At 34.6% G+C, this 16,410-nt stretch carries 15 protein-coding genes, 2 tRNA genes and 1 pseudogene; 8 read left to right on the top strand and 10 right to left on the bottom strand.

Translation table 11 applies throughout. From position 1 onward, the window contains the following. Positions 1-245: 245 nt before the first annotated feature. Positions 246-2,147: a threonine--tRNA ligase gene (gene thrS / locus BBB02_RS03800; protein ID WP_127464031.1), complete on the top strand. Its 1,902-nt coding sequence runs from the start codon at positions 246-248 to the stop codon at positions 2,145-2,147. Positions 2,148-2,159: 12 nt separating this feature from the next. Beyond that, positions 2,160-2,678: a translation initiation factor IF-3 gene (infC, locus tag BBB02_RS03795; RefSeq protein WP_108784434.1), complete on the top strand. Its 519-nt coding sequence runs from the start codon at positions 2,160-2,162 to the stop codon at positions 2,676-2,678. Positions 2,679-2,683: 5 nt separating this feature from the next. Here the strand turns inward: infC and nuoF are convergent, their stop codons facing one another. Then, positions 2,684-3,952, bottom strand: a complete 1,269-nt coding sequence (gene nuoF / locus BBB02_RS03790; protein WP_127464030.1) for an NADH-quinone oxidoreductase subunit NuoF — start codon at positions 3,950-3,952, stop codon at positions 2,684-2,686. 17 nt (positions 3,953-3,969) lie between these two features. Beyond that, positions 3,970-4,042 (bottom strand) — tRNA-Lys (locus tag BBB02_RS03785). Between the two features lie 299 nt (positions 4,043-4,341). On the opposite strand from BBB02_RS03785, the gene BBB02_RS03780 reads away from it, so the two are divergent. From BBB02_RS03780 to BBB02_RS03765, 4 genes are all read left to right on the top strand, one after another. After that, positions 4,342-4,417: transfer RNA gene (locus BBB02_RS03780), tRNA-Ala, on the top strand. Between the two features lie 192 nt (positions 4,418-4,609). Further along, positions 4,610-6,070 carry a magnesium transporter MgtE N-terminal domain-containing protein gene (locus BBB02_RS03775; RefSeq protein ID WP_127464029.1) on the top strand — a complete coding sequence of 487 codons (1,461 nt, stop codon included), beginning with the start codon at positions 4,610-4,612 and terminating at the stop codon, positions 6,068-6,070. A 59-nt stretch (positions 6,071-6,129) separates the two neighbouring features. Beyond that, a complete protein-coding gene (locus tag BBB02_RS03770; protein ID WP_127464028.1) occupies positions 6,130-6,510 on the top strand; it encodes a hypothetical protein in 381 nt (126 codons plus the stop codon). 76 nt (positions 6,511-6,586) lie between these two features. Then, complete coding sequence (locus BBB02_RS03765; RefSeq protein WP_127464027.1) at positions 6,587-6,892, top strand: hypothetical protein; 306 nt, start codon at positions 6,587-6,589, stop codon at positions 6,890-6,892. Between the two features lie 92 nt (positions 6,893-6,984). Here BBB02_RS03765 and ccmE read toward each other — a convergent pair whose 3' ends face one another. Genes ccmE through BBB02_RS03730 form a run of 8 tightly spaced genes read right to left on the bottom strand, consistent with a single transcriptional unit; the run spans position 6,985 to position 13,965 of the window. Then, a complete protein-coding gene (ccmE, locus tag BBB02_RS03760) occupies positions 6,985-7,377 on the bottom strand; it encodes a cytochrome c maturation protein CcmE (RefSeq protein WP_127464026.1) in 393 nt (130 codons plus the stop codon). Beyond that, positions 7,361-7,498, bottom strand: a complete 138-nt coding sequence (locus BBB02_RS06835) for a CcmD-like small membrane protein (RefSeq protein WP_162848924.1) — start codon at positions 7,496-7,498, stop codon at positions 7,361-7,363. The genes ccmE and BBB02_RS06835 overlap by 17 nt, the downstream gene beginning before the upstream one ends. Then, positions 7,495-8,388 (bottom strand): biotin--[acetyl-CoA-carboxylase] ligase, encoded by an 894-nt coding sequence (locus tag BBB02_RS03755; protein ID WP_127464025.1) that lies wholly within the window; start codon positions 8,386-8,388, stop codon positions 7,495-7,497. Before BBB02_RS03755 ends, BBB02_RS06835 begins: the two co-directional genes overlap by 4 nt. 7 nt (positions 8,389-8,395) lie before the next feature. Next, positions 8,396-9,784: an NADH-quinone oxidoreductase subunit N gene (locus tag BBB02_RS03750; protein WP_127464024.1), complete on the bottom strand. Its 1,389-nt coding sequence runs from the start codon at positions 9,782-9,784 to the stop codon at positions 8,396-8,398. Further along, positions 9,781-11,223 (bottom strand): complex I subunit 4 family protein, encoded by a 1,443-nt coding sequence (locus tag BBB02_RS03745; protein ID WP_127464023.1) that lies wholly within the window; start codon positions 11,221-11,223, stop codon positions 9,781-9,783. Before BBB02_RS03745 ends, BBB02_RS03750 begins: the two co-directional genes overlap by 4 nt. A gap of 3 nt (positions 11,224-11,226) precedes the next feature. Continuing rightward, positions 11,227-13,074: an NADH-quinone oxidoreductase subunit L gene (nuoL, locus tag BBB02_RS03740; RefSeq protein WP_127464022.1), complete on the bottom strand. Its 1,848-nt coding sequence runs from the start codon at positions 13,072-13,074 to the stop codon at positions 11,227-11,229. A 4-nt stretch (positions 13,075-13,078) separates the two neighbouring features. Then, the gene (nuoK, locus tag BBB02_RS03735; RefSeq protein ID WP_108784401.1) at positions 13,079-13,387 is read right to left on the bottom strand and encodes an NADH-quinone oxidoreductase subunit NuoK; all 309 of its coding nucleotides are present in this window, start codon (positions 13,385-13,387) and stop codon (positions 13,079-13,081) included. Next, complete coding sequence (locus BBB02_RS03730) at positions 13,378-13,965, bottom strand: NADH-quinone oxidoreductase subunit J (RefSeq protein ID WP_127464021.1); 588 nt, start codon at positions 13,963-13,965, stop codon at positions 13,378-13,380. The genes nuoK and BBB02_RS03730 overlap by 10 nt, the downstream gene beginning before the upstream one ends. Before the next feature lie 187 nt (positions 13,966-14,152). On the opposite strand from BBB02_RS03730, the gene BBB02_RS03725 reads away from it, so the two are divergent. Further along, positions 14,153-14,575: a WD_0964 family protein gene (locus BBB02_RS03725; RefSeq protein ID WP_127464020.1), complete on the top strand. Its 423-nt coding sequence runs from the start codon at positions 14,153-14,155 to the stop codon at positions 14,573-14,575. 115 nt (positions 14,576-14,690) lie between these two features. Then, positions 14,691-16,379: pseudogene (locus BBB02_RS03720) on the top strand (ATP-dependent helicase); the annotation flags it as partial. Between the last annotated feature and the right edge of the window lie 31 nt (positions 16,380-16,410).

Raw genomic sequence — 16,410 nt, 5'->3', positions numbered from 1 at the left:
AAAATTTATAGCTTTCAAATCATTCCTCTGTTACCCAGGTGCTGTTTTTCTGTCATTTCAGTGTTCCTTTTTTTGTCATCCCAGTGCGTGACACTGGGATCCAGGTATAAAAATATTTGCAAGTTGTGCAATGGACAACAGATTTTAGGAACATACGTTAAACTAATTTCCATTATAAAAATAAGATGGATCCCAGTGTCACGCACTGGGATGACAAAGAGAGGGTTAGACAAAAGGGTCGATAAATGATAAAAGTTACCTTTTTAGCCGAGCAAAAAGTAAAAGAATACAGTGTTAGAGTCACTGGCTTTGATATATTACAACCGGATGCTTTGAGAGAAGCAATTGCCCTTAAGGTAAATGGTGAGTTGTATGATCTCTCACGTGAAATTGAATCTGATACAGAGATAGAGGTAATACAGCTGAGTGACGAAGCGGGTTTAGATATAATAAGGCATGATGCTGCTCATATAATGGCACAGGCAGTAAAAGAGCTCTTTCCTAATACTCAGATTACTATCGGACCAACAATTCAAGATGGTTTCTACTATGATTTTGCTACAGATCGTGCCTTTACCACGGACGATTTTACTGCAATAGAAAAAAAAATGAAGGAAATTATAAAAAGTAACCACAGATTCGTCCGAGAAGTTTGGACTCGTAAGCAGGCAATTGATTTCTTTAGTGATGTAGGTGAAAGATACAAGGTTGATATTGTCTCATCAATACCAGAAAACGAAAACCTAACTGTTTATAAACAAGGCAACTTTGTAGACCTATGTCGTGGTCCGCACTCACCATCAACTGGCAGAGTTAAAGCGTTTAAACTTATGAAAGTAGCAGGTGCATACTGGCGTGGCGATTCTAAGGGCCCAATGTTGCAAAGAATATATGGCACTGCGTGGAGAAATAAGGATGAATTAAATACTTATCTTAAACGTCTGGAGGAAGCAGAAAAACGCGACCACCGCAAAATTGCTAAGGATATGTACTTATTTCACATTCAAGAGGAAGCTGTTGGGCAGATTTTTTGGCATGAACAGGGATATGCTTTATATAATGTTCTTGAGTCTTACATCAGAAAAAAGTTAATGAACAATGGCTACTTTGAGGTAAAAACCCCTATTTTAGTAAGCAAAGAGCTGTGGGAAAAATCTGGACATTGGGATAAATTTCGTGAAAATATGTTTATTGTTGATGAATCTGAAAGTAAAAAGCTAGCAATAAAACCCATGAGTTGCCCTTGTCATGTGCAGATTTTTAATTCTCACACCAGAAGCTATCGTGATTTACCGATACGTATGGCAGAGTTTGGCACATGCCATAGAAATGAAAGCTCAGGCTCATTGCACGGACTGATGCGAGTGCGTGGTTTTACGCAAGACGATGCACATATTTTTTGTATGGAAAAACAAGTGAATTCTGAAACTGTAAAGTTTTGTGACCTTTTAAAAGAAGTATATTCAGAACTTGGGTTCAATGAAATTTCTGTGAAATTTTCAGACCGTCCAGATGTTAGGGCAGGGGATGATGAAGTGTGGGATAGAGCTGAAAAAGCGCTGCTTGAAGCCGTTAAAGAAGCGGGCTTGAGTTATAAACTTAACCCTGGTGAAGGTGCGTTTTATGGTCCAAAGTTAGAGTTTGTCTTGAAAGATGCAATAGGTAGAAGCTGGCAATGTGGAACATTACAAGTTGATTTTATTTTACCAGAACGGCTTGGAGCTTTTTATGTAGGAGCAGACGGTCACAAGCATCACCCTGTCATGTTACATAGGGCAATTCTTGGGACTTTTGAGCGTTTTATTGGAATTTTAATAGAAAATTATGCAGGAAAATTTCCAGTTTGGCTTGCTCCAACACAGCTTGCTATTTTGACCATTACAAATGAGGCTGACGGTTATGCTACGGAAATCAGCAACGTTTTAAAAGAACAAGGTGTGAGAATCAAAACTGATTTGACCAATGAAAAAATTAGCTATAAGATACGTTTGCATAGTTCAAGTAAGGTACCTATATTATGGATCATGGGCAAAAATGAAGTTACAAATAAAACTGTGTCAGTGAGAAATTTAGGATCGGAAAAACAGGAGTCTTTTTCTTTGGAGGATGCTACTGAATTGCTGTTAAAAAGTATTAATTTGAATTAATGGAGATAAAATTTGCAAGTCAAAAAGAACAATAAAAACAGAATTAATGAACTCATCACAGCTAAGGAGGTACGCTTAGTTGATCATAGTGGTGAAATGGTCGGGATTGTTCCAATAGAACAAGCTTTGGAAGTTGCACAAAGTGTTAATTTAGACTTGGTAGAAATCGCACCTGATTCAACTCCTCCAGTATGTAAGATTCTGGACTATAGCAAACAAAAGTATGATATAAAAAAGAAGGCAAGTGAAGCAAAAAAGAAACAAAAAACATTAACTATAAAAGAAATTAAACTGGGTCCTAATATTGGTGATCACGACTACGAAACAAAATTGCGTCAAGCAAGGGATTTTCTTGTGCATGGACATAGAATTAAAGTCACAATGAGATTTAGAGGGAGAGAGCTTATAAACACTGAAGTTGGACTGGAAAAATTAGAACGGCTAATTAGAGACGCTGAAGATATTGCAAAAGTAGAATTAGCACCTAAAAGGGAAGGAAATCAATATTCTTTAACTTTAGCTGCTAAGTAGTAAAATCATTTAAAAGTATAAGTTACTATCCTCTCTTCAATTATATGACGAAAATGTCTGATTAATCCTTGAACTGGCCAAGCTGCAGCATCGCCAAGTGCACAAATTGTATGCCCTTCTATTTGAGTTGTAAGGTTAAGTATCTTATCTACTTCACCAGGTTTAATATTTCCTGCTACCATTCTTCTCATAATTCTCCACATCCATCCAGTGCCTTCACGGCATGGTGTACATTGCCCGCAGGACTCATGCATATAGAAATGTGATAATCTTTCTATTGCAGCTATTATGTCAGTTGATTTATCCATCACTATTACAGCAGCAGTACCAAGCCCTGATTGTGCAGCCCTTAATGAATCAAAATCCATTTCAATAGTATCACATATAGATTTTGGAATTAGTGGGACTGAAGACCCACCAGGTATTACAGCAAGTAAATTATCCCAACCTCCTCTCACTCCACCTGCGTATTTTTCAATTAATTCATGCAGTGAAATTCCGAGCTCTTCTTCAACATTACATGGATTATTTACATGCCCTGAAATGCAAAAGACCTTAGTGCCAGTATTATTTGGTTTACCCAGAGATGCAAACCACTCTCCTCCGCGATTTAGAATATCTGGAACCATGGCTATAGTTTCAACGTTGTTTATTGTGGTTGGGTAGCCAAAAAGTCCAACACCCGCAGGGAATGGAGGTTTCATGCGAGGAAAGCCCTTTTTTCCTTCAATTGATTCAAGTTGAGCTGTTTCTTCTCCACATATGTAAGCTCCTGCACCCCTATGAATAAACACATCAAGATCATAACCTGATTTGCAGGCATTTTTTCCAATTAAGTTTTCTTTATAGGCTTCCTCAAGTGCTTTTTTTAGAACTAAATATTCATTATAAAATTCACCCCTGATATAAATATACGCAGCTGACGCATTAATTGCTCTTCCAGCCAGGAGAATTCCCTCAAGTAGCTTGTGTGGTTCATATCGCAGTATATCTCTATCCTTACATGTTGTACCAGGTTCTGACTCATCTGCATTGACTACCAAGTATGCTTTTAAAGGATTTTTTGGCATAAAGCTCCACTTAAGGCCAGTAGAAAATCCTGCACCCCCTCGACCTCTCAAGCCAGATTTCTTTACTTCATCAATGATTTTTTCTGATCCTAAATCCAGTAATTCCTTTGTTTTTTGCCAACTACCACGTTTTTTTGCACCTTCAAGTAGTGGTGTTTCTCTACCATTTAAGTTTATGAATATTTTATCCTGTTCTTTTAGCATGCTTTTAAGATTCTAAGTGATCCCGACGCGATTCGAACGCGTGACCCACTGATTAAAAGTCAGTTGCTCTACCGGCTGAGCTACGGGATCATTTTATTTTTCAGCTACACTAAACAGTAATATAGTTTTTATCTGTTTTAATCAAACTAAAATTTTCATGCGTGGTTAAATAAATTATATAATATACTGCGTTGGTGATAATTTAATTAAAAATTTTTGAAGGAAAATTTCTTGTTAATTAACAGATTTATTTGGTAAAGCTGACATACAACTCTAAAAAGATAGAGAATTTTACATGACTGCAGAGTTTGTACGCTATTGAGTAATAGCATAACAGATAAATATTTCTTGCATTTCAGCGTGAGTGATTTATGCTTTAAGCAAGAATTGGGGGTATAGCTCAGCTGGTAGAGCATCTGTTTTGCACGCAGAAGGTCAGCGGTTCGATCCCGCTTGCCTCCACCAGTATAAATTCTAACATATCATAAAGTTAGTATATTTAATCTATCGGGGTTTTATATAGGTTCTTTAGTGATATTTGTTATTATAATTCTAATATATATCAACTTAGTAATAAATTAATCAATAGATGCTAGAATAGCTATAATTAAATTTATTAGATAATACTTATGAGTGGAAAAAAAACATGTCTTTAAGATGGTACCCGGAGAGGAATTATCAAAAGGATTTGGTAGCAGCGTCTACTGGCCTGACTTTTCTCGTTTTCAACCTGTTAAAAAAGTTAAGCTTGTGCAACTGGGAAAAGAAGATGAAGCGATAGAATTACCAATAAGATTATGTGGCAATAACATCTCTAGAGATGGGTTTTATTGCATAAGGGGCGAAGAGGGGAATACCCTGAAAAGCACTCTTTCTAGAGATAAACCAGGTTATTCAGAAAACAATTGTGCATTTGTATATTACGATTATATGTTGGTCAAGCTATCAATGGAATCGAAGTTTATAAGTAGAGAAGATGGTGGTCTTAGTTTGCGTAATAATGTTAAATCTGAGAGATCGGAACATAGTTATGTAACACAGGAAGAGTTGGATGATACTTACAAATATTATTTCTCAGATTATCAAGGAAATATTATTAATTCACCTGACAATCAGGCATTACAATATATTGGACTGGATGTCAGTGAAGAAACAATAAAAGATACATTATCTAAAATACCAGAGAATATAGTGCTATCAAAGATGTTTGCTAAAATTTTTGTTGAGGAACTAACAGAAGATCAGTTAGCAACTCTTGCCAATACTCTTCGTTCAGACCAAATAGAGGATTTAGTAGAGCACTTAACAGATAATCAATGGCAAGCTTTGATGAGTCATTTTACCAACCACCAATTACGTATTCTTGTTAATGAATTAAATCAAGAAAAGTTAGGAATAATAGTCCCCTTATTAAATAAGGATCAGGTTGTGAACTTAGTAAAAGACTTAAATCTAGATCAAGTAAGAGAAATTTTCCCTCACCTTAAAACGGATCAGTTCATGGAGGTTTTCAAGACAATAAGCGATGATCAGTTTGTAGAACTCATAAGAAATGCAGATGAGAAAAGTATAAACACTATTTTGGACGAAGCATTAAAAGATCGACTTCCAATCTTAGTAAAAATGTTAGAAGGAGATAAATTACATAATTTAATTAATAAGCTAGACCATGAGAAACTTGCAATAGTAGCTCGAGAGTTAACTGATGATTCTGATAAGATTCAGATGGTTGTTAAGTCTTTAGCTAACAACCCAGAAAAACTTAAAGCTTTTGCTCTTAGTATGTCTAATGAGCAGTTTAAAGAACTTTTGGATAACGTAGATGCAGAAGAGCTTAAAGATATCATTCACAAATTGCCTTATGAGAAAGTAACAGCTGTGATTGGTGATCTTGGCAGTAAGGATCAGTCTAATGTTACCATTGAAATGTTGAAAAAGGTGTTGGACGAGAAGTTCAAGGAGTGCAATGAAAAGCAAAAAGAGATGATGGAGATACTTAAAAAATTTGAAGTAGTAGACGAGAGTAAGGTTGAATGGGATAGTAGCCCGAATTTCCAAGATACTAAATTTGAACTAACGGAAATGGAGGAAAACGTTCAGATTGAATGTGTAATCTAAGAAGTTTGAGCTATGTAACTTAGTTAATTTTGAAATTGTAACTTTTTATAGGAGTTAGTATGAGTAATGACAGTAAACAGAAGATCAAAGACAATCTTAAAGTAATAAAAGAAATAGAAATTGATAGCAGACCTAAAAACTATAATGAAGAAGTATTGGGAAAAAAGACAGCACAGGTTAATTATATCCACAGAGTCTTAGACGAATTAACTAAAAAGCTGAACAAGGAGTTTGTTTCTCAATTAGATGGCGTGTTAAATAATAATAACGAATCTATTACTAAATTAGAAAATACTCTTGGTAACAGTGATAAAGGCTTAGTAAAAGCACTTGATGATTTAAAAAGTAGGATACAAAGCTTAGAAAACGCTGGAGATGATGGTAGTGGATTGGAATGGGAAGCTCCACAGCTTCAATATACTGATACTGAACTAATATAAGAATCATATGCTCAGTAAGATAGAAAAAAACTACACGATATAGTTTTATAGTTTTAGTTTTTTTATAGGAATTAATATGAATAATTACAGTAAACAAGAAAGTGAAAAAGCAATGAGCGAAATGAGGGATTTTGACTATAAAGCAATAAATAACTTAGTAGCCAAAATTAGACCTAAAAACTTTGAGGATATTAAAGACAACCCTGTATCAGCTAGCTACGTTAACGTAATTATAGAAAAATTTATCAACGATTTTAATGAGACATTTGTTTCTGAATTAAATGATGAATTTCACCTATTTATCGAAAACTTGAATAGAATTCAAGGCGAAATTGTAGAATTAGAGACAATTAACCATAATAACATAGATGGCTGGGAGTAATAGCTATATTGCAGCAGTTATAAAAGCAATAGCGTGCTAGCAGGCTGTTGCTTTCTTTCACATACCATTTCAATACAACTGAATTAGGAAATCTATTTTAGGACTTTCGGCTTATAGTTCTCATCATGTTTTGCAAACACCGTATCTGCAAGAAAAGTACTATTATCAAACATTTTACCTTGCACAACAACACCACTTTTTTCTGAAAACATTGGTGGAAGTATTCCCTGATATTTCACCACAACGCTTTTGTTAAAATCTGTCATCTGAAAAACTACTTCGCTTTCGCTCCGTATTACGCTATTTTCAACAACCATTCCACCAACACGGATTGGCTTTTGACTATTTGGTAAAACTATAGCTTCACTTACTGTATAGAAAAATGAGATGTTTTCTTTGAGCGTTGTTAAAATAAAAAAAACTGCACAACTTAAAAAGCAGAAAATTCCTGAAGTTATAAGTAATCGCTTATGTTTCTTCTTCATTGTTGCTTTTAAGACTTTCTAAGTTTTTTTTACTTTTTATATAGCAAGAAACGGTAAAAATCAAATTTCCACCAATCAGTATGAAACTAATAAGGTAAGCAAAAATTACATATGTATTCATAATGCACTGCCAATAAATAACTCACCTGCATCAAAATAAATTAAGCTTCCATCCTTTTGCTGCAATACCAATTTACCACTTTTATCTATATCAGCAAAAATTCCTTCATACAATTTGTCAGCTAACTTTACACTGATTTGCTCATTCATTTTGAATGCTTTTTTTAACCACATTTCTCTTATAGCATAAAACCCATCAAATAGCCATTGCTTTCTTAGCTTATTAAAATTTATTATTAATTCCTTTAATAGATCCATGTTAGACACAGATTCACCGTAATTGCTAATGCACGTTGTTCCTGGAAGTGGTGCATGATTGATATTAATTCCAATTCCTATAATCAGCCAATTTGAATTGGATTTTTTTTCAAGCAATATTCCGCTTATTTTCTTGCCATCGATTAGAACATCATTTGGCCATTTATATTGAAGATTGAGATCGTTTATGAATGGATCTCTTGTCATCCCAGTGCTTTGACACTGGGATCCAGAAGAAAAAGTATGGATTCCAGTGTCACGCACTGGAATGACACCGCAGTGGGTTTGATTATTCAAGAAATTTAACGATAATAAAGTATTCCCTACAGCAAGAGCAGTAACAAAAGTCAATTCTGTTAATTTGCTTAAATTTTCTCTGTCATTCCAGTGTGTGACGCTGGAATCCAGTAATTGAATATTACACCGTGGAGCTTGCAAAAGATTTATCACCAAACTCGCATAAAAATTACCCTCTGGAGAAATCCAGCTTTTTCCAGTGCGTCCCCTGCCTTCTGTTTGTTTATCAGCAATAATGACAGTTTCATTAGATATCCCTTTCTCAATTAAACCCAATGCTTCTTTATTAGTACTTGAAACTTCTTTGTAATGATGAATATGACTAATTATAAACACTAAATTGTTAATTTGTCAATGAATTAATCAATGAGTAAAGATCTTCTGCGTACAAGAAAAGAACGAGATTGATCAGTGAAGCCACTGAAGTGATAATGAATAGACTCTTAGAATAATCAACCTTATTACCACTAGCTTTATCAAAATACATAACTTTCATGATATTTAAATAATAGTAGCATGATATCACACTCGATATTACAAGGATCAAAGACAGGCTGATAAAGCCAGAATTTATTAAACTTTTGAATATAAAAAATTTAGCGATAAAACCTGCAAGTGGAGGTATTCCCGACATCGAGAGTAACAGTACAGAAAGATGAAATGCTACAATTGGGCGTTTCTTCCCTATACCAGATAAATTTGCAATATCACAATCGTCATCGTCAATTTGTACGAGATATGAGAATAGCCCTATGCTTGTGATGATATATATCACCAGATACATTAAGGCACTATCTGTTCCTGCTTGTGTAAAAATAGAAAGTGAAGCAAATATAAAACCAATGTGACCAATTGAACTGTAAGCAAGCAGCCTTTTTAAGTTTTGCTGACGCAAGGCCCCAAAAGCTGAGATAAGCACAGACAATGCTGAAAAGTATAAGAAAATAGGCTGAACATAACTTTTTACATTTACTAACTCTTCATTCATCAATCGAATTAAAAATGTTACAAGTGCAGCTTTTGGGGCCGTAGAAAAAAACGCAGTTACTATGGTAGGTGCACCTTGATAGACATCTGGAGCCCACATATGAAAAGGAGCAATAGCAAGCTTGAAACACAAACCAATAAGGATAAAAACTAACCCAAAAACTATTCCATAAGTTATCTGATGGTTTTGCAAGAATGAACCGAGCTCAGAGAAATTGACTTGTCCTGTATATCCATAAAGCAATGACATACCATACAGCATAATACAGGAAGATAGTGCACTAAGTGTAAAATATTTCACTCCTGCTTCACATGAATAAGCTGAATTTTTATTAAAGCTCGCAAGAACATATAAAGATATACTCATCAACTCAAAAGCTAAGTAAAAAGAAATCAGACTATTTGCTGAAACTAAAGTTATCATGCCAAATAGCGCAAAAAGAATCAGTATTGAAAATTCATATTTATAGTCATATTTTGATAAATTCAGCATCAAAAGTATTAAAATTCCTGTGCTGAGAATTAACCCTTGGGCTGGCCTGATGTATAAATTGAGTTTTAACAACGCATTAAAGAGAAAAATTTCATTGTTTTCTGCCGAAATAATTAAAATAATCAAAGTTACCACTGTGCAGCCAAGTGCTAATAAGTTGATAGTGCGGCGGTAAAATATAATCCCAAGCAGCAGCAACACTAACGAGGAGATAATAGAAAACGTTTCCGGCAATATCTGTATATAATTCATAGCGCATTATATTTTACTAACAAATTTGCCATACATGGCTTCAAATAATTCAGTGCAAGGGTTGGGTAAAATCCAAGCAAAATAACAAACACTGCGAGCAGAATTAAGACAGAAAATTCTATGCTATCCAAGCGATTATTTAATAATTTAGAATAGCTAACCCCCCATATTATTTGCTTACATAAATTCAGCATATAAACTGCGCTTAAAATAGTGCCAAGTACGATAAATCCTGTAAAAAACCCTATGCTCTTAAACATTCCAACCATAGCCAAAAACTCACCTGTGAACCCAGATGTTCCAGGTAGCCCTATTGAAGCCATTGAAAATAAAATGAACATAAAACCAAATTTTGGCATTGTGTTTACTATGCCAAAATATTTTGCAATCTCCAAAGTCCCAGTTCGAGTATATAGCATCCCAACACACAAAAATAAAGCAGCAGAAATAAGGCCATGACTAATCATTTGAAATATGCTACCCAGTACTCCTTCCTCACAAAATGAAAAGAGGCCAGCGGTAACGATCCCCATGTGTGCTATTGAAGAATAAGCTATTAACTTCTTTATATCACCTTGAGCAAACGCAACTAGAGAAGCATATATCACCGCAATAATGCTCAGCATAACAACGAAATTTGAAAAATACAAACTTGCCTGAGGAAGCATTGGAATAGAAAACCTTAAAAATCCATATCCCCCCATTTTAATAAGCAAGCCAGCTAAAATCACAGATCCAGAAGTTGGTGATTGCACATGCGCATCAGGAAGCCAAGTGTGAAATGGAAACATAGGTACTTTTATTGCAAGAGAAATAAAAAATGCAATCCACAGCAATGACTGCACTTCAAGATCAAGGCTTGGCACTAATGTAGCTAATTTTTGTATACTAAACGTCCCAAAAATGCTATAGATGTAAACCAGTCCAAGTAGAAATAATAATGAGCCAGTTAATGTATAAAGAAATAACTTAAACGTCGCATATATCCTTTGCTTCCCTCCCCAAATGCCAATAATAAAGAACATTGGTATTAAGACAGCTTCAAAAAACACATAAAAGCTTATAGCATTCAGTGAAACGAAAAAACCGACTACAAAACTCTCAAGCAGTAGAAATAATGCCATATAGGCTTTTAGGGTCGTATAACTCATTTTGCAGTTGTAGAGCATACAAATAACAAACAAGAAGGTCGTAAGTAGAAGGAAAAGCAACGATATTCCATCCACCCCTATTCCTACATTCTTGACTGGATAGCTGACAAACTGAAAGTCCGCATTGTTATAATCAAATTCTATACAAGCTACAATGCTAAGCAAGAATGGAAGTACAGCAAAAAATAGGGCAAGGAATCTTAGGTGTATAGATTGATGATTAATCCTGATTAAGGATAAAATCAACGCTCCTATCAGTGGAAGCAAGAATATACTAAGTAACAACACCTTCTATTTAATTCCAATAATATATAAAGTACCGATTATTAAAGTAACAAACATAATAAATGCATAATCAAATATATAACCAGTTTGTAACTTTATAGAACTTTTTGAACATTCATTAACCAACCTTACAACACCATTTGGTCCAAATGAATCAATAGCCTTAACATCAAACTTCCATAGAAGCCTAGATATAAACCTTATCGGTGCAATTATAACAAACTCATACACCTCATCAAAGTACCATTTATTCTGCAAAAACTTAAGTAAAAATTTACTCTTAATTTGCCTAATTACTTGATATTGGTAAATCAGGTACGCAAGAGCTATTCCACTTAGGCTCGCTAAGGTTGGCAGCAGTTTTATAAAGAAATTATGAACTCCATGCTCATCAATTACCATTAAACTTGATTTCCAAAACGCATTACTAGTTATGTTCAAAATATTTGCTCCCCACACTCCAGAAAATACCGATCCAAAAGCAAGTATCAGTAATGGTATAATCATAATCTTTGGTGCTTCATGTATATTAATTTTACTTTGTTTTTGGCTATGGAACACAAGAAGCAATAACCTCCAAGAGTAAAACGCTGTGAAGAATGCAACAACTAAGCTTATTACAAAAGCAAAGCTATCCGTGCTATAAGCATGTTCAATTATCAAATCCTTTGAGTAAAAACCTGCAAATGGAAATATTCCAGAAAGCGCAAGAGAACCAATCCACATGAGAGCGTAAGTACAAGGGATTTTCTTCCAGCAATTTCCCATTTTCTGAATGTTTTGCTTATGATGCATTGCATGAATTACATTGCCAGCACCAAGAAATAGTAGAGCTTTAAAAAAAGCGTGTGTCATTAAATGAAAAATAGCAACATTGTAAGCAGAAAGCCCACATGCCATAAACATATAACCAAGTTGACTGCAGGTTGAATAAGCAATTATTTTTTTTATATCATTCTGAGTAATCGCAACGGTGGCTGCAAAAAAAGCAGTAAGTGCACCAACGATAACTATTAATTCTCGTGCCACATTTGATAACTCAAACAATGGAGAACATTTTGCTATTAAAAATATACCTGCTGTTACCATCGTTGCTGCATGAATGAGTGCAGAAACAGGGGTTGGCCCTTCCATTGCATCTGGCAACCAAACATGTAAACCAAGCTGTGCAGATTTACCCATACAGCCAATAAAAAGTAATATGCATATTATATGAATTATTTTAAATTCACAGCAGAATGCTCTAATGTTCTGCGTGCCAAGAAGATCAGCTGCGTCAAAAACTTCAGTAAATTTCAAAGAGTGAAATGTATAATAAATGAGAAAGATCCCAATCAATAGTGCAAAATCTCCTACCCTATTCACAACAAATGCTTTAATTGCTGCATTATTTGCAGAATATTTTTGGAACCAAAATCCTATGAGTAAATAAGAACATAGGCCAACCCCTTCCCAGCCAAAAAAAAGCTGCACGAAATTATCGCTTACAACCAGCACAATCATGCAAAACGTAAACAGCGATAGGTAAGAAAAAAACCTCGACTTCCCTTTATTATGCTCCATATAACCGATAGAATAGAGGTGGACTACTAGTGAAACGGTGGTAATAACAATAAGCATTAAGGATGAGAGAGCATCCACACTAATTGCCCAATTTACTTTTAATACACTTAATGAAAATAGAGGAAATAAACTCAAGTGATAATTTTCAGAGAAGGTGAGAAAAACATACCAAGATAAAACTGCAGATATTCCAATCCCTGCCGTTGTAACTAACTGACTTTTTCTAAAAAGTGCTGCGAATAGCGAACCAAAGAGTGGCAAAAATACTATTAATTTCAGTATATCCATCATACTTTCATTCTTTCATTAAATTTGCTTGTTCAACATCTATATTGCCACGGCTTCTATAATATACAACCAATATTGCAAGCCCAACTCCTGACTCTGCTGCCGCAACAGTCAACACAAACATCACAAAAACTTGCCCAACCATATCATTCATAAAGGCAGAAAAAGCAACTAAATTTATGTTAATCGCCAGCAATAATATTTCTATTGATAACAGTATGTTGATTATGCTCTTACGGTTGATGAAAATACCACACACCCCAATAGTGAACAAAACAGCAGCAATTATCAAAAAGTGATTTAATCCTATTTCCATTCTACTCCTTTTCCAAATTTAGCCTTAATCAATTTTACAGATGAAGATTGTGTCAATTGCTTTAATACATTCTGTTTTTTAACTCCTTTTTTCTTGTCCTGCAAAGTAAGAGCAATTGCACCGACAACTGCAATAAGCAGTAGAATACCAGAAAGATGAAAAGCGTACATGTAGTCGGTATACAGCAAATTACCAATAGCTTTCACATTATTGGTATTATAGTTTATAACATTGCTTATGTTGGGTGCTGAGCTGCGGATTACAAAGCTGATGACTAGAAAAAACACAACACATAATATAGCACCAAGAGTGAAATGCTTCGCAAAACCCTGGTGCAACCTTATGTAGTCAATATCGAGCATCATAACTACAAAGAGGAACAACACTGCAACTGCACCGATGTATACTATCAGTACCATCATAGCAATGAATTCAGCTCCAAGGAGAATAAAAAGCACTGCAGAGTTAACGAAAGTGAAAATTAAAAATAACACTGCATGCACAGGATTCCTTACGCTAATTACACAAACAGCAGATAAGATGCTTAGAATTGCAAAAAAATAAAAGAAAAAATGCATTGATACTTTTAACTGCAACAATAGTTACTAACTTAAGGTAATTGTTGCTGTAAAGTCAATACTATATTAAAGATTTGAAAACATCGTACTACAAGCTTCAGCTCCTCAGTAATGCAATAAACACTCTTGACAATCTTGATTTATTAATATATAATGTATGCATATTAATAATCAGCGATAGCTCAAAATGTACAACATATTTGGTTATTTCAAAAGCAACAATAGTTCTAACGCACAAATTAGCAGATTAAATGGAGAAAGTTATCAATACACCACAAGAGACTATATGACAATTTACTTTAATAACACATTAGCAAGTTTCAGTAAATCATTGAGAGAATTTAAAGAAAAAGCATATGGTTTTATATATGATATTGGAGCTTGGTTCAAAGCAACATATGAAAATCTCACTGAACGAGCTGAAATGCATAACTTCTATATTCCAGAAAAACTTCCTATTAAAGCTGAGGAAATGATGAAGGAACTGAATCATAAGTCTAAGCCATTTCAAACTCCACCTATTCATCAAACAAGCAGAAGTTTTGATGCCAATATCTCAAATCAAGTTGTTGTTACTCAGCATACACTTGAAGCTACCCCAACAAGATAGATCTATGCTTAAATATCTAGTACTTGAATGAGTTGAATGTTATGTTCAATAAGACCTTTACAATATTTCGATCTATAGGTTTAACTTTACGAAGTTATAATCTATAGGGCTGCAAATGAACGATTATCTCTTACTGCTAAATCCAGAACAACAATCAGCTGTAACTCACATAGATGGACCGGTTTTAATATTGGCAGGAGCCGGAACGGGAAAAACAAGAACGATTACTTCAAGAATAGCGCACATAATTAGAAACGGTCATGCTTATTCTGATGAAATATTAGCTGTTACATTCACAAACAAAGCAGCAAATGAGATGGTATCAAGGGTACTTGAGCTAACGGGCACAAACATACCATGGCTTGGCACTTTCCATGCAATTGCAGCAAAAATTTTGCGCCTGCACGCAGAAATTGTGGGCTTAAACCCCAATTTTACAATCATTGGTGTGGATGACCAATTACAGGTAATAAAAAATATTATCAATGAAATAAATCCTGATTACCTATCAGAAAAATGTAAGACCATTATGAATATTATTCAGCAATGGAAAGAGAAGTGCTTATTGCCATCTGAAGTGGAAGATATTCAATCATTTAGGCCAGTATATGTAACTGCACTCAAGGTCTATCACCAGTATCAGGAAAGGTTGAAATTCCTTAATTCTGTCGATTTTGGTGACTTATTGCTATATAACATACAGCTCTTTAATCAAAAGACCGAAGTTCTGTCCTACTACCAAAACAAGTTTAAATATGTCATGGTAGATGAATATCAAGATACAAATGCAATACAATATCTTTGGCTAAAATACCTTGCAAAAGAGCACTCAAATATTTGCTGTGTAGGAGATGATGACCAGTCGATATATAGTTGGCGTGGTGCAGAAGTTGAAAATATTTTGAAGTTTTCTGATGATTTTAAAAATGCAAAAACCGTTAAACTAGAGTGTAACTACAGGTCAACATCCCACATACTTGCAACTGCGTCATATGTTATCAATCACAATAAGACTCGCTTAGAAAAAAAATTGTGGACAACAAATGTTGAAGGGGAAAAGGTAAATCTAATAAAATTATGGGACGGAAAAGCTGAAGCAAGGTTCATAAGCGAACAGATATTAAAGCTCAATAAATACAGATTTAGTGACATTGCAGTACTGGTAAGGGCCACTTTTCAAACTAGAGTTCTCGAAGAGTATTTTATAAAATATTCAATTCCCTACAAGATTATAAGTGGTGTAAAATTCTACGAACGTCAGGAAGTCAGGGATATAATTGCATATTTAAGACTCGTTACAAACAATAACGATGACTTAGCTTTCGAAAGGATCGTAAATCGGCCAAAAAGAAGCATAGGAGCTACAACTCTAAAGAAAATATACACGACTGCTCAGGATAACAAAATTTCTTTTTTTGAGGCAGCAAAAATATTAGTTAATAGTAATCAAGTAACCGAAAGAATTAAACTCTCACTAAATGATTTTTTAAATAAAATTAAAGCTTGGGAAGAAATAGTAAGTGTAAAACCACTGCATGAATTCGTTAAAATCGTAGCAAACCAATCAGGGTATATTGAAATGCTTGAAAATGAGGAGGTAACAGGCTTAGCACGAATAGAAAATGTCAAGGAGCTCATCTCATCTTTAAAAAATTTCGATAATGCCACAACTTTCTTGGAGCATATAAGTCTAGTGATGGAAGTGGATAATATGAATAACGATGACACCGTATATGTTATGACTCTTCATGCAGCCAAAGGACTTGAATTCCCGTGCGTGTTTCTAACTGGTTGGGAAGAGGGATGATAGTTTATCAACATTACAATCATTTAGA

It is taken from the genome of Wolbachia endosymbiont of Bemisia tabaci (genome assembly GCF_003999585.1).
In the GTDB taxonomy this organism is placed as follows: Bacteria; Pseudomonadota; Alphaproteobacteria; order Rickettsiales; family Anaplasmataceae; genus Wolbachia.
The sequence above is the reverse complement of the archived record's forward strand: the minus strand, read 5'-3'. Positions and strand labels throughout refer to the sequence as shown.

Coding starts and splice junctions, on each gene's coding strand:
- thrS (WP_127464031.1), top strand. CDS start 246: ATGATAAAAGTTACCTTTTTAGCCGAGCAAAAAGTAAAAGAATACAGT.
- nuoF (WP_127464030.1), bottom strand. CDS start 3,952: ATGCTAAAAGAACAGGATAAAATATTCATAAACTTAAATGGTAGAGAA.
- BBB02_RS03775 (WP_127464029.1), top strand. CDS start 4,610: ATGGTACCCGGAGAGGAATTATCAAAAGGATTTGGTAGCAGCGTCTAC.
- BBB02_RS03770 (WP_127464028.1), top strand. CDS start 6,130: ATGAGTAATGACAGTAAACAGAAGATCAAAGACAATCTTAAAGTAATA.
- BBB02_RS03765 (WP_127464027.1), top strand. CDS start 6,587: ATGAATAATTACAGTAAACAAGAAAGTGAAAAAGCAATGAGCGAAATG.
- ccmE (WP_127464026.1), bottom strand. CDS start 7,377: ATGAAGAAGAAACATAAGCGATTACTTATAACTTCAGGAATTTTCTGC.
- BBB02_RS06835 (WP_162848924.1), bottom strand. CDS start 7,498: ATGAATACATATGTAATTTTTGCTTACCTTATTAGTTTCATACTGATT.
- BBB02_RS03750 (WP_127464024.1), bottom strand. CDS start 9,784: ATGAATTATATACAGATATTGCCGGAAACGTTTTCTATTATCTCCTCG.
- nuoL (WP_127464022.1), bottom strand. CDS start 13,074: ATGATGGATATACTGAAATTAATAGTATTTTTGCCACTCTTTGGTTCG.
- nuoK (WP_108784401.1), bottom strand. CDS start 13,387: ATGGAAATAGGATTAAATCACTTTTTGATAATTGCTGCTGTTTTGTTC.
- BBB02_RS03730 (WP_127464021.1), bottom strand. CDS start 13,965: ATGCATTTTTTCTTTTATTTTTTTGCAATTCTAAGCATCTTATCTGCT.
- BBB02_RS03725 (WP_127464020.1), top strand. CDS start 14,153: ATGTACAACATATTTGGTTATTTCAAAAGCAACAATAGTTCTAACGCA.